General features: G+C 47.6%; 17 protein-coding genes. 4 read left to right on the top strand and 13 right to left on the bottom strand.

From position 1 onward, the window contains the following. The first annotated feature begins 1 nt into the window (after position 1). The gene (locus LG211_RS11880) at positions 2-1297 is read left to right on the top strand and encodes a sensor histidine kinase (RefSeq protein WP_253019820.1); all 1296 of its coding nucleotides are present in this window, start codon (positions 2-4) and stop codon (positions 1295-1297) included. Between the two features lie 423 nt (positions 1298-1720). Continuing rightward, a complete protein-coding gene (locus LG211_RS11875; RefSeq protein WP_148395899.1) occupies positions 1721-2194 on the top strand; it encodes a pyridoxamine 5'-phosphate oxidase family protein in 474 nt (157 codons plus the stop codon). Positions 2195-2269: 75 nt separating this feature from the next. Here LG211_RS11875 and LG211_RS11870 read toward each other — a convergent pair whose 3' ends face one another. The 7 genes from LG211_RS11870 to LG211_RS11840 form a co-directional block, all read right to left on the bottom strand. After that, entirely contained in the window at positions 2270-3346 is a 1077-nt protein-coding gene (locus LG211_RS11870) for a radical SAM/SPASM domain-containing protein (RefSeq protein ID WP_148395900.1), read from the bottom strand. A gap of 14 nt (positions 3347-3360) precedes the next feature. Next, positions 3361-3984 carry a TetR/AcrR family transcriptional regulator gene (locus LG211_RS11865; RefSeq protein ID WP_148395901.1) on the bottom strand — a complete coding sequence of 208 codons (624 nt, stop codon included), beginning with the start codon at positions 3982-3984 and terminating at the stop codon, positions 3361-3363. A 148-nt stretch (positions 3985-4132) separates the two neighbouring features. After that, on the bottom strand, positions 4133-6172 hold the full coding sequence (feoB, locus tag LG211_RS11860) for a ferrous iron transport protein B (RefSeq protein WP_269477590.1): 2040 nt from the start codon (positions 6170-6172) through the stop codon (positions 4133-4135). Positions 6173-6175: 3 nt separating this feature from the next. Continuing rightward, positions 6176-6397 (bottom strand): FeoA family protein, encoded by a 222-nt coding sequence (locus LG211_RS11855; RefSeq protein ID WP_269477589.1) that lies wholly within the window; start codon positions 6395-6397, stop codon positions 6176-6178. A 175-nt stretch (positions 6398-6572) separates the two neighbouring features. Beyond that, positions 6573-6767 carry a hypothetical protein gene (locus LG211_RS11850; protein WP_148395904.1) on the bottom strand — a complete coding sequence of 65 codons (195 nt, stop codon included), beginning with the start codon at positions 6765-6767 and terminating at the stop codon, positions 6573-6575. Positions 6768-6819: 52 nt separating this feature from the next. Further along, positions 6820-7785: a hypothetical protein gene (locus LG211_RS11845; RefSeq protein WP_269477588.1), complete on the bottom strand. Its 966-nt coding sequence runs from the start codon at positions 7783-7785 to the stop codon at positions 6820-6822. After that, the gene (locus LG211_RS11840; protein ID WP_227755356.1) at positions 7769-8335 is read right to left on the bottom strand and encodes an RNA polymerase sigma factor; all 567 of its coding nucleotides are present in this window, start codon (positions 8333-8335) and stop codon (positions 7769-7771) included. The genes LG211_RS11845 and LG211_RS11840 overlap by 17 nt, the downstream gene beginning before the upstream one ends. Positions 8336-8513: 178 nt before the next feature. Here LG211_RS11840 and LG211_RS11835 point away from each other — a divergent pair, with 178 nt between their 5' ends. Together LG211_RS11835 and LG211_RS11830 are read left to right on the top strand one after the other, a co-directional pair. After that, positions 8514-8894, top strand: a complete 381-nt coding sequence (locus LG211_RS11835; protein WP_227755357.1) for a DUF4186 domain-containing protein — start codon at positions 8514-8516, stop codon at positions 8892-8894. Between the two features lie 18 nt (positions 8895-8912). Further along, the gene (locus tag LG211_RS11830) at positions 8913-9788 is read left to right on the top strand and encodes a DMT family transporter (RefSeq protein ID WP_465250801.1); all 876 of its coding nucleotides are present in this window, start codon (positions 8913-8915) and stop codon (positions 9786-9788) included. 427 nt (positions 9789-10215) lie between these two features. On the opposite strand, the gene LG211_RS11825 is transcribed toward LG211_RS11830, so the two are convergent. From LG211_RS11825 to LG211_RS11800, 6 genes are all read right to left on the bottom strand, one after another. Continuing rightward, a complete protein-coding gene (locus LG211_RS11825; RefSeq protein ID WP_227755358.1) occupies positions 10216-10860 on the bottom strand; it encodes an ABC-2 transporter permease in 645 nt (214 codons plus the stop codon). Next, complete coding sequence (locus LG211_RS11820; protein ID WP_148395909.1) at positions 10857-11708, bottom strand: ABC transporter ATP-binding protein; 852 nt, start codon at positions 11706-11708, stop codon at positions 10857-10859. Before LG211_RS11820 ends, LG211_RS11825 begins: the two co-directional genes overlap by 4 nt. A gap of 3 nt (positions 11709-11711) precedes the next feature. Then, complete coding sequence (locus tag LG211_RS11815) at positions 11712-12083, bottom strand: GntR family transcriptional regulator (RefSeq protein ID WP_148395910.1); 372 nt, start codon at positions 12081-12083, stop codon at positions 11712-11714. Between the two features lie 315 nt (positions 12084-12398). After that, positions 12399-13004 carry a histidine phosphatase family protein gene (locus LG211_RS11810; protein ID WP_269477587.1) on the bottom strand — a complete coding sequence of 202 codons (606 nt, stop codon included), beginning with the start codon at positions 13002-13004 and terminating at the stop codon, positions 12399-12401. 72 nt (positions 13005-13076) lie between these two features. Next, positions 13077-13370 (bottom strand): hypothetical protein, encoded by a 294-nt coding sequence (locus LG211_RS11805; RefSeq protein ID WP_269477586.1) that lies wholly within the window; start codon positions 13368-13370, stop codon positions 13077-13079. After that, entirely contained in the window at positions 13354-13989 is a 636-nt protein-coding gene (locus LG211_RS11800; RefSeq protein WP_269477585.1) for a methyltransferase type 11, read from the bottom strand. The genes LG211_RS11805 and LG211_RS11800 overlap by 17 nt, the downstream gene beginning before the upstream one ends. Between the last annotated feature and the right edge of the window lie 18 nt (positions 13990-14007).

Raw genomic sequence — 14007 nt, 5'->3', positions numbered from 1 at the left:
TTTGATTGCCTTTTTCGATTTTATTGTAAAACCCATATCCATAACTTACGGTATATTCCTTTATCTGCTGCTTGCATCCTTTATCCCGGTGAGGGATCACTTGATCTGGAAGGTGCTGGCCATCATCGGCTGCTGGCAGACATCCCTCATGGTGATTTTTCCCAACGATCCCTTTAACCTGATCGCCCTGTTTGGAATGCTTTTTGCGACGCTCCTTATCACCTTTAAGGGCAAGCTGATCGAAACCGTTTCCGCGGTCCTGATCCTTTCTTCGATCATCATTGCCATCAACTATATGACCCACGAAATGGGGCGAATGTTTTTTCTTGCCTTGGGAAATACCAGCCAGGTGTACGAATCCGCCACTTTGGTGCTGGTTCAGGCGATTCGTGTCCCCATTTGGGCCGCCATCTATCTTTTTTTCCGCAAACGGCTCCGTCAGGCTTTCCAAATCCTCACTGTTCGCATGTGGCTCATTGTGGATGCGGTGTCTCTTGGCTCTCTGGTGGGCGTTATTTCTGTTTTAAACCTGATTCCCGACGGGCCGTCTCTCTGGCCCTCTTACCCGGCCTGCGCGGCGTGCCTTCTCACCGAGCTGGGCTGTATTTACCTCATATCCTATATTTCCGCTTCCATGCGGGCGCAGATGGAAATCAGCAATCTGCGCTATCAGCAGGCTTACTATCAGGAGCTGGAGCAAAATCAGAGGGAAACGAGAAAGCTGCGCCATGATATGAACAATCATTTCAGCGTCATCCGCTCGCTGTTGGAAAAGAAAAAGTGGGAGCAGGCTTTAACCTATGTAAGTGATCTTTCTCAAAAGCTCCCCGCCAAAACCCGGACTTTTTGCAAGAACAGCGTGATGAATGCTGTGTTCAACGCCAAATACGATCTGGCTGTGCAAAATCAGATCGATTGTTTTTTTAAGATCGATCTGGACCGGATGCCGGAACTGGATCCCATTGACCTTTGCTCCATCTTTGCCAACACCCTGGACAACGCCATCGAAGCCTCCTGCGCGCTCCGCGATCCTAAGGAGCGGAGCATCTCTGTAAAAGCCCGCTATGATAAGGAGTATTTCAGTTATGAAATCATCAATGCGAAGGAAAATCCTGTTCGTCAGCTGGATAACAGATTCGTATCTACCAAAGGCGATTCCAAGTTTCGCGGGTTTGGCCTGGAAAATGTGAAAGATGTGGTGAACAGACTTGGCGGAACAATGGATGTTTCTCATACGGAAGATACTTTCTCCGTGGTGATTTTGATCCATATTCCTTCGACACTTTTCAACATCTGAGATCGGCCTTTTCATCGGCCTTGCCGTACTTTTCCACAAGATTTTTAAAATCGTATACAATTTTATTCGACCCCTTTTGTGGATAAACATTTTTTTACAAACGTTGAAATTATTCGGATTATAGGAGCTGGACAGATAGAGTTATCCACAAGTTTTATATTTCTGAATATAATGGTACGCAGGGATCTTATCTTTCCTTTCCGTATCGCATCTCGTCTACGAGTTCCTGAATATCATCTTTGCTGTGAACATCCATTGCTTCTTGAAATCTAAAGAAAACTTGAACTCACTTATAGTATCTCCCCTTCCGCATCAAAAGTAAACTCGAGGCAAGGGAACCTGACAACTTTTTTCGGACAAACATGTTATAATAGTCTCATATCCGCCATACACTGAAAAAGATAGAAAAGGGAGGTAACGATTATGTTTCGTCAAATGCGATTAAAGGAAGAAAACCAGCTGCCGCAAGAGCATGCAGTAAAAATCTTGGAAAATAACACCCATGGAGTTCTTGCCTTGGATGGGGATGACGGCTATCCCTACGCAGTTCCGGTAAGCTATGCCTATGAAGACGGTAAAATCTACTTTCACGGTGCAGCCGAGGGAGGACATAAGCTGGATTCGATCGCAAGAAACAGCAAGGTTTCATTTTGTGTAGTGGAAAAGGATGAGATCCTTGCCGCCGATTTCAACACCTTATTCCTTAGTGCCATTGCCTTTGGCCGCGCTCGAATCTTAGACAATGATGAGGAGAAGCAACAGGCGTTGGAACGAATTCTAAAGAAATATTCCGCTGACTACATGGCAAGCGGCCGGGATTACATAAAGGCATCCTGGAATGAAGTCTGCGCAGTGGAAATCACCATTGAACACCTGACGGCCAAAAAGGGTATTTAAATGATTCGCAGCCGGATATCCACCCCATCCGGCTGCCTCTGTCTGCGCCGGTGTTAACACCGTTGAATTTCTAATCTATAGCAGGCTTTTCACTTCCTGCTGGTGGAGAAACAGCGTGCAGCCTCCGTGATGATCCTGCGCACGTTCTTCAATCTCTCGCACCTGTCGGAAAAAGGATGAGGTCAAGATTTTCTCCAAGCCTTCCCGTTTTACATTCAACCTGGAAAAAGGCGAAAAGGGACACGGCTCAGCACTGCCTTTGGGACTGATATGAAAAAAGCCCCTCCCTGCAGCCAGACAGCCGCCCATAAATTGTTCATCACCGGGAAAAGATAGAATGGCCATATCCTTATATCTTTTTTTCAGGCGCAAGGTCTCTTCCGTCAGCCAGGCTAATTGCTCAGAAGAAAGCACCAGCTCTTCCGTTCCTGTCTCTGCTGGAACATATTCTATGTAAAACACCACACCGCATCCTTTTTTTCTCAGTTCGTCAAGATGCTGTTCCCCTGCGATCTCATGGACATTCTCGCTGGTCACGGTGATGGAAACGGCGAACAGAATCCCCCGTTCTTTCAGAGCTTCCATCAGGTGCTCAATCTTCTCTGCCACACCGGCCCCACGGCGCAGATCGGTCCGCTCTTTCCTTCCCTCCACGCTGATCACTGGGATCAGATTGCGATTATCATCAAAAAGGTCCAGATAGCTGTCCTGCAGCAAGAGCCCATTGGTAAACACCGGAAAGGTCATGTTCTTGTAAGCTGCGGCTGCTTCTAACACATCCCGCCTCAAAAGCGGCTCGCCTCCTGCCAGTAAAACAAAAGAAACACCCAGCTGGGACGCTTGAGAAAAGACTTTTTCCCACTCCGAATCAGTCAGATCGTCTTCCGGTTCCCCGCTGTCGCAGCACATGCCGTCTGCCCTGGCATAACATCCGCTGCAATGAAGGTTGCAGGATGATGTAATGCTGGCGATCAGAAAAGGCGGTACATGGAGGCCGGATGCTTCCTTGCTTTTCCGGATATCCGCGCTTTTTTTCAGCGCAGGTATGAACCCTGCTAAAAACCGTCTTCCTTGTTTATCGGTCAAATAGAATTTCGCCGCTGTGTGGGCGATTGCATGTATCCCCTGTTCCATATATTGATTGAGATCCATAATATACCCCTTTCCTATGCCGAATAACGTTCTCCGAACTGTTTAATATGATCTTCCACAAGCTTTTTTGCTCGCTCCTTCTGGCCGTTTCCGTCGCAAACGGTCATCATTAAGAAGATCGGTGCGTAAAACTGAATGGCCATCTGCTCCGGATCTCCCTTTTTGAAATACCCCTTGTCCATCATCTCAGAAAACAGATTGGCCATATACTGAATCACACCGTCCGCCAGATATTGCCGGTACATCTGGGAAAGATCGCTGTTTCGGTATTGCTCCAGCATCATCATTCTGCGAAAGGCGGAAGCATAGGGGTCCTCCGTCCAATAGCGGAGAATCTCCTTGCCGTAAGTCTGCATATCGGATATGGACGCCTGGCCGTAAAGATCCGCCATCTGAGAAAACTCCCCGTCAGGAAGTCCCATCGCCTCCATCCGCCTTTCATATTCCTGGTCCATTCGATTTATAATGCTCTGAAAAATATCCTGCTTGCTTTGATAATGCTTATACAAGGAACTCTGCCTGATTCCCAGACGATCGGCGATATCCCGAACCGTGACACCGTCGTAGCCCCGATCTGCGAAAAGCTTCAACGCTTCAGACAGAATCTTTTCTTTTGTGTTACCAGTACTGCGCCCCATGACCTCCTCCTTTTTAGCTAACGTTTGTTCGCTTATAGTTTAGCTAATACCTGTTCTCCTGTCAAGAAAAAATTGCTTGCCACAGAAAAAGCGCTGCTATCAGCCGATAGCCTGCGCTTTTTGGTTTACCATAATCGAAGGGTTTTATCTAAAAAAGAAACAGCGACGCGATCTGATAAACACCAAAGGTCACTGCCCAAGCAACCACAATTTGGAAAATTGCTGTCTGCACCATTTTCCCTGTGCTGCCGGTTTCCTTTTTCACCGTTGCCAGCGTTGCCGCGCAGGGCGTATACAGCAGACAGAACAGCATCATGCAAAAGGCATTCAGCGGCCCAAATCCCATGTCTGAAAGTTCCTGGCCCAGCTGTGACATTCCGCCGCCTCCCAGATTTTCCAGTCCAAAGAGTACGATGAAGCTGGACACGACAACTTCCTTTGCCGAAATTCCGGCGATCAGCGCCACGCCGACCTGCCAGAAACCCAATCCCACTGGCGCCAGAACCGGAACCAGCACGGCGCCGATCTTTGCGCCGAAGCTATCGGTCATATCCGCAGCATATCCGGAAGGGCCCAGATTGAGCAGGAACCACATGATGATCGATGCGATAAAAATCACGGTACCTGCTTTGGTCAAATAGCTTTTGACCTTTTCCCAAACATAGATGGACACAGTTCGGATACTTGGCATTTTGTATTCCGGAAGCTCGATCAGCAGCAGGTCTTCCCGTTCTTCCCGGTCAAACCGGTGCAGGACAAGGGCTACCAGAATTGCCACCACAATTCCGATCAAATACATGGAGTACGCCACCAGCATCGCATGGTTTTCGAAAAACATGCCTGAAAAAAGAATATAGATGGGCAGTCTGGCACTGCACGACATAAAGGGCGTAATAAGCATGATCCGGTACCGATCTTTTTGGCTTTCCAGTACGCGGGAAGCCATCAGCGCCGGAACGGTACAGCCGAATCCCAGAATCATGGGGATGAAGGCTCTGCCCGAAAGTCCCAGCCGCCCCATCATGCCGTTCATCACATAGGCCACTCTTGACATATACCCGCTGTCTTCAAGAAATGCCAGAGCCAAAAATAGAATGGCAATATTGGGCAAAAATGAGACGATACCGCCTACCCCAGCAATAATCCCATCGATCACCAATGAAGTCAGTCCCTTTCCGGCGCCTGCTGCCGCAAGCCCCGCAGCTGCCCCATCCGAACCCCAGCCGATAAAGGTCTCCAGGTACCCTTTCATCCAATCGCCGATGGTAAAAGTCAGGAAAAACACCAGTGCCATGATCCCCAAAAACACGGGAATTTCCAGCCAATTATTGAGCAGAATATTGTCCGCCTTATCGGTGATAGCTGCTTTCCGGTCTTTGTTCACCAGCACTTCTGATATAATCTCTTCTATAAAATCATATTTTTCGTTGATAATATCGCTTTCATAGCTTCGATCCAGCACCTGAGGCAGGTCAACGGGATACTTTTCACAAATTTCCTTATCGCTTTCCAGCAGCTTGATCGCATACCATCGATAGTTTTCCAGCCGGGGATACCGCTGGGAAAGCCGCTGGCAGAGCAAGTCGATCTTTTCCTCGAGATCGTCATTGTAAACCATCGCATACTTTTCGTGCTTTTCTTCCTTGCTCATGCCGCAGTCATGGTGATGGATCAGCCTGTCGGCCCGCTTTTCCTCTTTATGATGGGCGATTGCGTGGAGCAAGATATTCAGCCCTTTGCGCTTCTGCGCGGATACTGGAATAACCGGGATTCCCAGCATTTCCGGCAGCCTGTGAAGGTCAATTTCCATACCCCGTTTAGCCACAATGTCCATCATATTGAGGGCCATCACCACCGGCTTTCCCAGCTCTAAAAGCTGCAGAGTCAGGTAAAGATTGCGTTCCAATGCCGAAGCGTCCACCACATCCACGATTACGTCCACTTCATCACTGAGTATGTATTGTCTGGAAACCTGCTCTTCCATGGTATAAGAGGTCAGACTGTATGTTCCCGGCAAGTCCACCAGCTTGTAAGCACTCTCGTGATACTGCATGGCCCCTTCGACCTTTTCCACAGTAACGCCGGGCCAATTTGCCACTTTCAGGTTAGCTCCGGTAAAAGCATTGAAAAGCGTGGTTTTACCGCAATTGGGATTTCCAATAAAACCTACGGTCATTTCATTTTCCATATCTTACACCTCCCTGACCTTAATCCTTGAGGTCACGCCGTGTCCGACGGCAAAACGGGTGCCCCGCAGCATCATAACCATCGTTCCCCGCCTCTTTTTATGAATCAACTGGACCCGGGTCCCCTTTGTCATTCCCAGCGCTTCCATCCGCTTTTCCAGCTGGGCCGGTAGAGCGGTTTCTTCTATTACATAAATTTTGCCGATACTGCCTTTGTCTAATGTCATAACATCCTCTCACTATTCGATCATTTCAACTGTTTTTCACAGGTGTTAGCCACGTCTAACATTAAGAATTGTACCGCATTTTTTTATGATTGTATACACTTTTCAGCAATTTTTTTTATACATTTCCTGTTGTTTTGAACAAAGCGGTGTGACTCCAGGCATCTGAAAGCGATTTTCAGTTTTTTTGCCGATTCCTATTCGAAATGCCCTGATTTGGATGCGATGTCCATAGAAAATCCGGGCATTTTACTGTTTTCCCAGCGAAAGCGGTCTGCGCCTCTGTTCCGTCCTGGTTTTCCAGCAGGATCTCGCTTCCACAGCCGAGGCCGCGTAAAAAAAGAGCTGCTGCATGAAAATCAATTTGCTCCATGCAGCGCCCTGTTTTTCCGTCCCATGCTGGTAATCTTGCTTTTCTTAATTCATTATTTTAGCTGCTTCAAATCCAACTGCTCAATCATGGTTTCCAGCTTCTTTTTACTGTAAGTTCCTTTCCCTTCTTTCAGCTCGTCGGCCATGCACATGGTGACTACATAATTTCCTGCCGGAATGACCACTTCATAAATTTCCGACTGATTATCATCTTCCTTGGTGCCGTCCTGGTACATGGAACACTTCACCGTATATCCCGATTTGGTTACATAATCCCATTGTTCCACGTTTTTAACATCGTCAGAAAGACTCAGGGCCAATCCGTTGATTCCACTGAACACGTCGTTAGGCGTGCAGCTAAAGTCACAATAGGTGTTTCCATCCATTATGATACTGACAGAACCGTTTTCCGTATAGGAATACTGACCTTTACCGTTGTCTGGGAAACTTCCCAGGAAGTTGCCGGTTCCCGACTTTTCAAATGTCTCAGCGGCAGTCTTTGTGAAGATGTCTTTTTCATCGTATTTCAGGTTGTATTTCTTACACAATTCCGCTGCTTTTTCCGGGGCAAATGAATGCCGGGTATAGCTTTCATCCGTCATCGCGCCTTTAGTGGCTGCGGCCTGTTCCTGGGACAGTTTTTTCAATTCTTCCGGCGGCAGATTTTCCACATATTCACGATATTCCTTCATGGCTTTGTATTGATTGCTGTCTTTCAGAGAAACCGTCTGAGTCTCTTCACCCAGATAAATTACCTTGCCAAAACCGAAAAGCTCCGTCGCATAGGCGACCGCTCCGAAGGCCAAAAGCCCCACCAAAGCCGCTGCCAGAATACACACCCTCCGGCTGCGTGATCTTTTTTTGCCAGGCATTGCGCGGCCCTCCTTTTCGCTTTGAATTTTTCTTAATACGCCGCAGGTAATAGCCTCTGCTTCCGTCCGCTCCAGTTTGTCCGTCCCGATCTTATCACACACTTGTTCTTCTTCAACGCTTGCCATTAATTCATATAGCTTTGTCATGTAAAACTCCCCTCTCTGTCAACACACGTCTCAGCGCCGCTTTTCTGCGGTGGAGAATGTTCTCCACTTTTTTCGGCGCCAGACAAAGTTTTTCTGCGATTTCTTTTATCGATAAAAAGTAGAAATGGCGCAGGACGAAAACGCTTCGGTCCGGTTCTTCCATCTCAGAAACCGCCTGCCTTACCAGCTGCTCGTTGTGCTTTTTGGCAAGATCGGATTCCAAATCCACGGACAGATCTGCCACATCGTAGTCGTTCATGTCCATGGGGATTTCCCTTGCCTGTTTGCGCAGACGGTCCAGCGAAACGCTTCTGGCCAGCATTGTGATATAGGTCTTGAGACTGGCGTTTTTCTTTTCATCGAACCGGTCGGCATATTTCCACAATTTGACGAAGGTATCGCTTACCGCTTCCTCCACATCCTCCTGTCCGCAGTATCGCAGCACGCTGCGGCATACGGCTTTTACATTGCCGCCGTATTCTTCCACTGCTGCGGCGATTCCCCGTTCCGGATCCGTTTTTATCATTTCGATCAGTGTTCTATCCTTCATTTTATCCTCCACACATTGAAGACGTCTTTCACCCTATTATACGTGACCTGGGCGATCTTTCACTCAAACTTTCTTCCATCTTTTTGTTTTTTGTCTTCCAGTTTGCATTTCCCGGCTTCGGTGGTATACTAATTGGGTGGAAAAAACAAAACCTTGCTGATAAAGGAGCATTTTAACTATGATAGATGTAAATCAGATGGACAACCTCTTTGGCCGCTTATCACGTTCCAAATTCAGAAGCGGTTTTTCACTGAAAGAAAAAGACTTGAACTATATCGCAGCAAAAGGGCTGGATACGATTCGCAGCCACGCATATGATTTTGTGGGCAAACGGCTGGCGCCGGCAGTCATCGCCAATGACGGCAAACAGACGCCCATGCGGGGTCATCCTGTTTTTATCGCCCAGCACGCCACGGCCACCTGCTGCCGGGGCTGCCTGCAAAAGTGGCACCGCATACCCGCTGGCGTTCAGCTGACTCAGGCGCAGCAGGATTATATCGTGGATGTAATCCTAGCATGGATTGTAAAGCAGATTAGCGATAAGAGAATGGACCGTTAGAGAGGAGATGATACCGTTATGGCACCAATGAGTGATAAAAAGAAAGCAATTATATTTATTATCTGTTCGGCGTTTTTCTTTGCCTTGATGAATATGTTCGTGCGGATGTCAGGCGATCTGCCTTCTGTTCAAAAGAGCTTTTTCCGAAATTTTGTGGCCTTTTTCTTCGCCCTCATCATACTCATCCGCTCCAAAGAGGGGTTTGCTTTTGACAAAAAAAATCTGCCGGTTTTCATCGCCAGAGCGGGTTTTGGCACGCTGGGTATACTTTGCAATTTTTATGCGGTCGATCACTTGCTCTTGTCCGATGCTTCAATTTTGAACAAGCTGTCTCCGTTCTTTGCCATTGTCTGCTCCTATTTCATTCTCAAGGAGAAAATAAAGCCGGTCCAAGCTGCCGCTGTGGCCATTGCTTTCTGTGGTGCGCTGCTGGTGGTCAAGCCAGGCTTTTCCGTGGCCGGTGCTTTGATTCCGTCGCTCATTGGAGTGGCCGGCGGATTCTGTGCAGGCATCGCCTATACTTATGTCCGGGTACTGGGGCAGCGGGGTGAACGGGGTCCCTTTATCGTCCTTTTCTTCTCCGCTTTTTCCTGTATCGTGACGCTGCCATTTTTAATTTTTGACTTTCATCCAATGTCAGCTGCCCAGGTCATTACTCTTCTGCTTGCCGGACTTTCCGCAGCGGGCGGCCAGTTCACCATCACTGCGGCCTATACCCACGCTCCCGCACGGGAGGTCTCAGTCTTTGATTACACGCAGATTGTCTTTGCGGCCGGCCTGGGATTCTTCTTCTTTGGACAAATCCCAGACCTCTGGAGCATCCTAGGCTACATCATCATCTCCGGCGTGGCAGTCGCAATGTTTTTGTATAACATTCTGCCCGGCAAGCGATAGCGAGCCGCATGGCAGAATTTATGCCAGAAAACCCAGCGAACACCGTGAGCGCGTGGTTTTCATCGTATAACATTCTGCCCGGCAAGCGATAGCGAGCCGCGGTAGCCGGGACACGAAAACGCACTTCGAACCAGTCGGGCAGCGGATTGCGGAAAACTTCTGCGAGACTTTGCATTATTTACGCAAAGTTGTGGGTTTGCGGGGCCTGAGATTGAGAAATGACCTGGCTGGCTGCTGAAAGTTCATTTCAAGAGGCCGCAACCGTTCAAAAATGCGTAAATTTCAGACGATTCTTTTGCTTTTTTCCAAAAATTTTCAACCAGAATAAAAAAGATCGGCATTGGTATCAAAAATAAGAAGATTCCAAGCCGATCTTTGATCGTTTTTTCGATTCGTTCGATTAGCCGGTCCCCATCGAACGAGCCTCTTAAAATTCTTTACGTTCCAGGATTCCGACACTGCTCTTATAAGAAATCGCCAGGGCAGCCAGCACCACAATTGCAACAATTCCTCCAATCTGCGCGGTTCCCATACCTTCCAGGGAATTCACGATCTTGCCCAAATCCGCATGGTTGATAAGCACCTGCATGCAGGCAATGACCGCCGCGATTAAAACCAAAATGGCAATCTTGCCTTTCTGACCTCCAAATTTAATCTGTACCGGAATCATGACAGCTTGCAGCAAAAGGAATACGATCAAAGCTCCGGCAAACATGATATACAAGCTGTCAATATCAGACTGCCCGCTGACAGCTCCCACAATCAGCGCCAAGACAATTGCAATTGCCCAGCCAATCAGTCCGGTCACGAATCCAAAGATATACTTGGCCCTGACATAGGTCCTGCGGGAAGCAGGCAGCGTAAACAAGTACGCGAATCCATTATCCACCTCATCGTAGGCAATGGTGTTCAAAACCAAAACAGCTGCAATCACTGTAATATAGCTGATGATAAACGACGTACTGGCCTCGCCTCCCCAAAAAGCCATAATTACGGCTACAAACAGCATCAGCGCAATTAATATTTTTGCCTCTTTCAGCGTATAAAAATCTTTTAGCAGCATCGCTTTCATTTTCTTTTCCCCCCTATCAGCATGGTTTCCACTTGATCGATTCCGCATCGCTCCACAATCAGCGACGGATAATTCTCTTGATAATACTGTCGCTCATTAGTCAGTGCGCTGTATCCGAAACCTTCCTTTTTCACACACAAAATATGGTCTTTATCCAGAGTATCGTACTGGCGATCCTCCAATTTTAGAAGGCCGTAATTGCTGAGTATCACGTCGGTGTCCTCATGCAGAACAATTTTGCCTCCTTGAATCATATAGATATCATCGCACAAACCTTCCAAATCGCTGGAAATATGCGAACTGATCAAAATTCCCCGCCCTTCTTGTTCCATATACCCCCGGAGCATATCGAGAATTTCTTCACGTGCCACCACATCCAGCCCGGCCGTCGGTTCATCCAAAATCAATAGGGCAGCCTCATGGGAAACCGCCAGAAGCACCTTGAGTTTGGCCTTCATGCCTGTAGAAAACTCTTTTATCTTTTTATTTGCGGGCAGATTGTGTTCCCGACATTGATAAAGAAACCCCTCTTTGTTAAAGCTTTCGTAAGATGCATCCATAATGGAAGCGGCCTCCCTGATATTCAAATGTCCGCCAAATCCGCTGTCGGAAAGCACTGTTCCGATCTTCACCCGATCTTCATCCGTCAGTTTTCTGCTATCTTTTCCAAACACCCATGCACTGCCGCTGTCAGGTGTCAGCAGCCCTAAAATCGCTTTAAAAGTCGTGCTTTTTCCCGCCCCATTCTGTCCGACCAGACCTGTAATATGGCCTTCCTTCAGGCTCAGGGAGCAATCAAGCTTAAAATCTCCGTAAGCTTTTGTCACATGTTCCAGTTTTACAAGCATCGCTTATTCCTCCATAATTAGATTAAACAGATCAATAATTTCCTGATCCGTCATACCGCATCTTCGTCCTTTTAGAATGGCCATTTCCAAATCAGATTCTACGTTTTTTCGGTGTTCCTCCATCAAAAGTTCCGGACTGGTGCCTGCGATAAAACTTCCTTTGCCGTGGACCGTGTTTACAAACCCTTCATGCTCCAAAGCATCATAGGCTTTCTTTACCGTCAAAGCACTGATTTTCAGTTCTTTTGAGAGGGATCGAACAGATGGGAGCATTTCGCCTTCCTCAAACATTCCATTCATGACATGCGCCTTAATCTGATCCACAATCTGTTCATAGATGGGCTGTTGAGAAGAGTTATTGATTATCAGTTTCATAGGTTTCCTCCCTTGTTCACAAACAGTATATAACAGCATATAACACTTTGTCAACTGTTATATGCTGTTTATTTTAAAAGATTTATAAAAGCGCTGCTTCCGCATCATCCGGTTTGATACAAACAAAAAAGCTGCCTGTTGAAAGACATGACTTTTCAATGCGGCAGCTTTATTCGCGGGAGTGCGCCCGGCAGCACAAGCGTAGCTCCAAATTTCAGGCGGCATAGGCTTTTGGGAAAAGATTTAAAACAAAAGCTTTCAATAAAATTTTCCTGATTTGATTCAATACCGATCCGCCCATGAAAATCAGCACGATTAATAAAAGACTTTATCCCGTTCTACGATCCGGGAAGAATCCACCGTTAATTCAGCGATGGTAGCGGCGCAGTTGGGCTGCCTTGGGTGTTTCCATAAATCCTTCAGATCGAACCCTTCCAGAAAGCGGAACAAGGTCTGGTTAACCGCCGCATGAGCCACGATTAAAACTCGCTTTACAGCAGGATCGACGGTCCGCAGCTCCTCTAAAAAGGAATCCGCCCTGCGGCAAACATCGGCAAAGGATTCGCCGCCTTCCGGCGCCTGGTAATCCTGCGGCCAGTCATAAAAGCCGTCCAAAAGAGAGGCTCCGTCCTGTACGGGTTCGACGTACTCCGCGCCTTCTCCAATGCCAAATCCCATCTCCTGCAGCCGTTCATCCTGTTTGATCGCAAGCTCCCGGTCCCCTTTAATAATGCGGGCCGTCTCAAAAGCCCGTGATAAAGGGCTGGAAAAAATACGGTCAAACGATACATTTCTAAGGCCTTCCGCTGTTTTTCGGGCCATTTGGATGCCTTCCTCTGCCAGCGGGATATCGGAACTCCCCTGAATGCGCCGTTCCTTATTCCATGTCGTGATACCGTGACGTACAATATATAATTCCATGATAGGTTTCTCCTTAAACATATATGGAATAGTTTATCCCTTTTTCTGCCCAATGTCAAAAGCATTCCTTCCTTAGTCGCTGATTTGGTTCTGCATGTTTTGCAGCTTCTCCGGTATGAGTTCCTCCCATTTTCCGCCATGCTCCTTCTGTTCCTGGGGCAGCGTTCTACGGTCTATTGCCATATGCAGTTTCAACATAACAAATCTTGCGGCAGGCTGAGCGATGCACATTTCAACCCCAAGAGAAATGGCAAAATTGCGCGGCCATTTGTAAAAAAACAGCTTAATCGGCGAGCGGCAAATTTTGATTTTTTTCTTCAATGGATGGTAACCCGCACTGCCTGTTCCATCACCCTTCTTTTCCATAATCCAAACGGACCAGCTTCTTGCCGTTGGGCAGATTCCGCTCTTCTTTTGCAAGAAACGAATATCCGCCTTTCTCCATACTCTCTGTCAGCAAAGGCTCTGTCACCTGATGATGCACCTCATAGAGCCGGTCAAAGGAATGGAGGTATGGAGAATCTGAGACAAAGGTTTCCTCCCCGCTGTTGACCTGAATGATACAGGAAGCATACTGGGGATCAACCAGCTTTACCACCCGCAGGAAACATTCGCAGCCAACATACTCGATCAGCAGATCGGCCAGCAGGAGTTCCGCGCAGGGAAGCTCCAGATCATCACCGGTCAAATCGGCTTCAATGGGAAAAAAGCTGTTCAAATCCTCGTAACGGCGGCAGCATTCCGCCAGATAATCACCATTGACATCGACCCCATAGACCCGCTCGAACTGTTTCGGTTTTATGTGATCCAGTCCGTTGCCTCCGGCAACGCCCAGTATCATGACAGTCTTTACGAGGTAATCATGAAGCTGGTCTTTCATCATTTCATTCAGCGTCTGCAGCTGACGCACATCATCCAGTTTCATATGATTTTCATAATCAGTAAGATCAATCGCCTTCCAAGGATTTTCCATACTCTGATTCATGTCTGTCCCCTTTCCGCA

This window comes from Hominibacterium faecale (assembly GCF_020734085.1).
GTDB classification, from domain to species: Bacteria; Bacillota; Clostridia; order Peptostreptococcales; family Anaerovoracaceae; genus Hominibacterium; species Hominibacterium faecale.
This window is presented reverse-complemented; position numbering and strand designations above follow the sequence as displayed.

Excerpts from the sequence above, each read along its gene's own strand:
- LG211_RS11875 (WP_148395899.1), top strand. The coding sequence starts at position 1,721 with ATGTTTCGTCAAATGCGATTAAAGGAAGAAAACCAGCTGCCGCAAGAG.
- LG211_RS11870 (WP_148395900.1), bottom strand. The coding sequence starts at position 3,346 with ATGGATCTCAATCAATATATGGAACAGGGGATACATGCAATCGCCCAC.
- LG211_RS11865 (WP_148395901.1), bottom strand. The coding sequence starts at position 3,984 with ATGGGGCGCAGTACTGGTAACACAAAAGAAAAGATTCTGTCTGAAGCG.
- feoB (WP_269477590.1), bottom strand. The coding sequence starts at position 6,172 with ATGGAAAATGAAATGACCGTAGGTTTTATTGGAAATCCCAATTGCGGT.
- LG211_RS11855 (WP_269477589.1), bottom strand. The coding sequence starts at position 6,397 with ATGACATTAGACAAAGGCAGTATCGGCAAAATTTATGTAATAGAAGAA.
- LG211_RS11850 (WP_148395904.1), bottom strand. The coding sequence starts at position 6,767 with ATGGAGCAAATTGATTTTCATGCAGCAGCTCTTTTTTTACGCGGCCTC.
- LG211_RS11845 (WP_269477588.1), bottom strand. The coding sequence starts at position 7,785 with ATGACAAAGCTATATGAATTAATGGCAAGCGTTGAAGAAGAACAAGTG.
- LG211_RS11840 (WP_227755356.1), bottom strand. The coding sequence starts at position 8,335 with ATGAAGGATAGAACACTGATCGAAATGATAAAAACGGATCCGGAACGG.
- LG211_RS11835 (WP_227755357.1), top strand. The coding sequence starts at position 8,514 with ATGATAGATGTAAATCAGATGGACAACCTCTTTGGCCGCTTATCACGT.
- LG211_RS11830 (WP_465250801.1), top strand. The coding sequence starts at position 8,913 with ATGGCACCAATGAGTGATAAAAAGAAAGCAATTATATTTATTATCTGT.
- LG211_RS11825 (WP_227755358.1), bottom strand. The coding sequence starts at position 10,860 with ATGAAAGCGATGCTGCTAAAAGATTTTTATACGCTGAAAGAGGCAAAA.
- LG211_RS11820 (WP_148395909.1), bottom strand. The coding sequence starts at position 11,708 with ATGCTTGTAAAACTGGAACATGTGACAAAAGCTTACGGAGATTTTAAG.
- LG211_RS11815 (WP_148395910.1), bottom strand. The coding sequence starts at position 12,083 with ATGAAACTGATAATCAATAACTCTTCTCAACAGCCCATCTATGAACAG.
- LG211_RS11810 (WP_269477587.1), bottom strand. The coding sequence starts at position 13,004 with ATGGAATTATATATTGTACGTCACGGTATCACGACATGGAATAAGGAA.
- LG211_RS11805 (WP_269477586.1), bottom strand. The coding sequence starts at position 13,370 with ATGGAAAAGAAGGGTGATGGAACAGGCAGTGCGGGTTACCATCCATTG.
- LG211_RS11800 (WP_269477585.1), bottom strand. The coding sequence starts at position 13,989 with ATGAATCAGAGTATGGAAAATCCTTGGAAGGCGATTGATCTTACTGAT.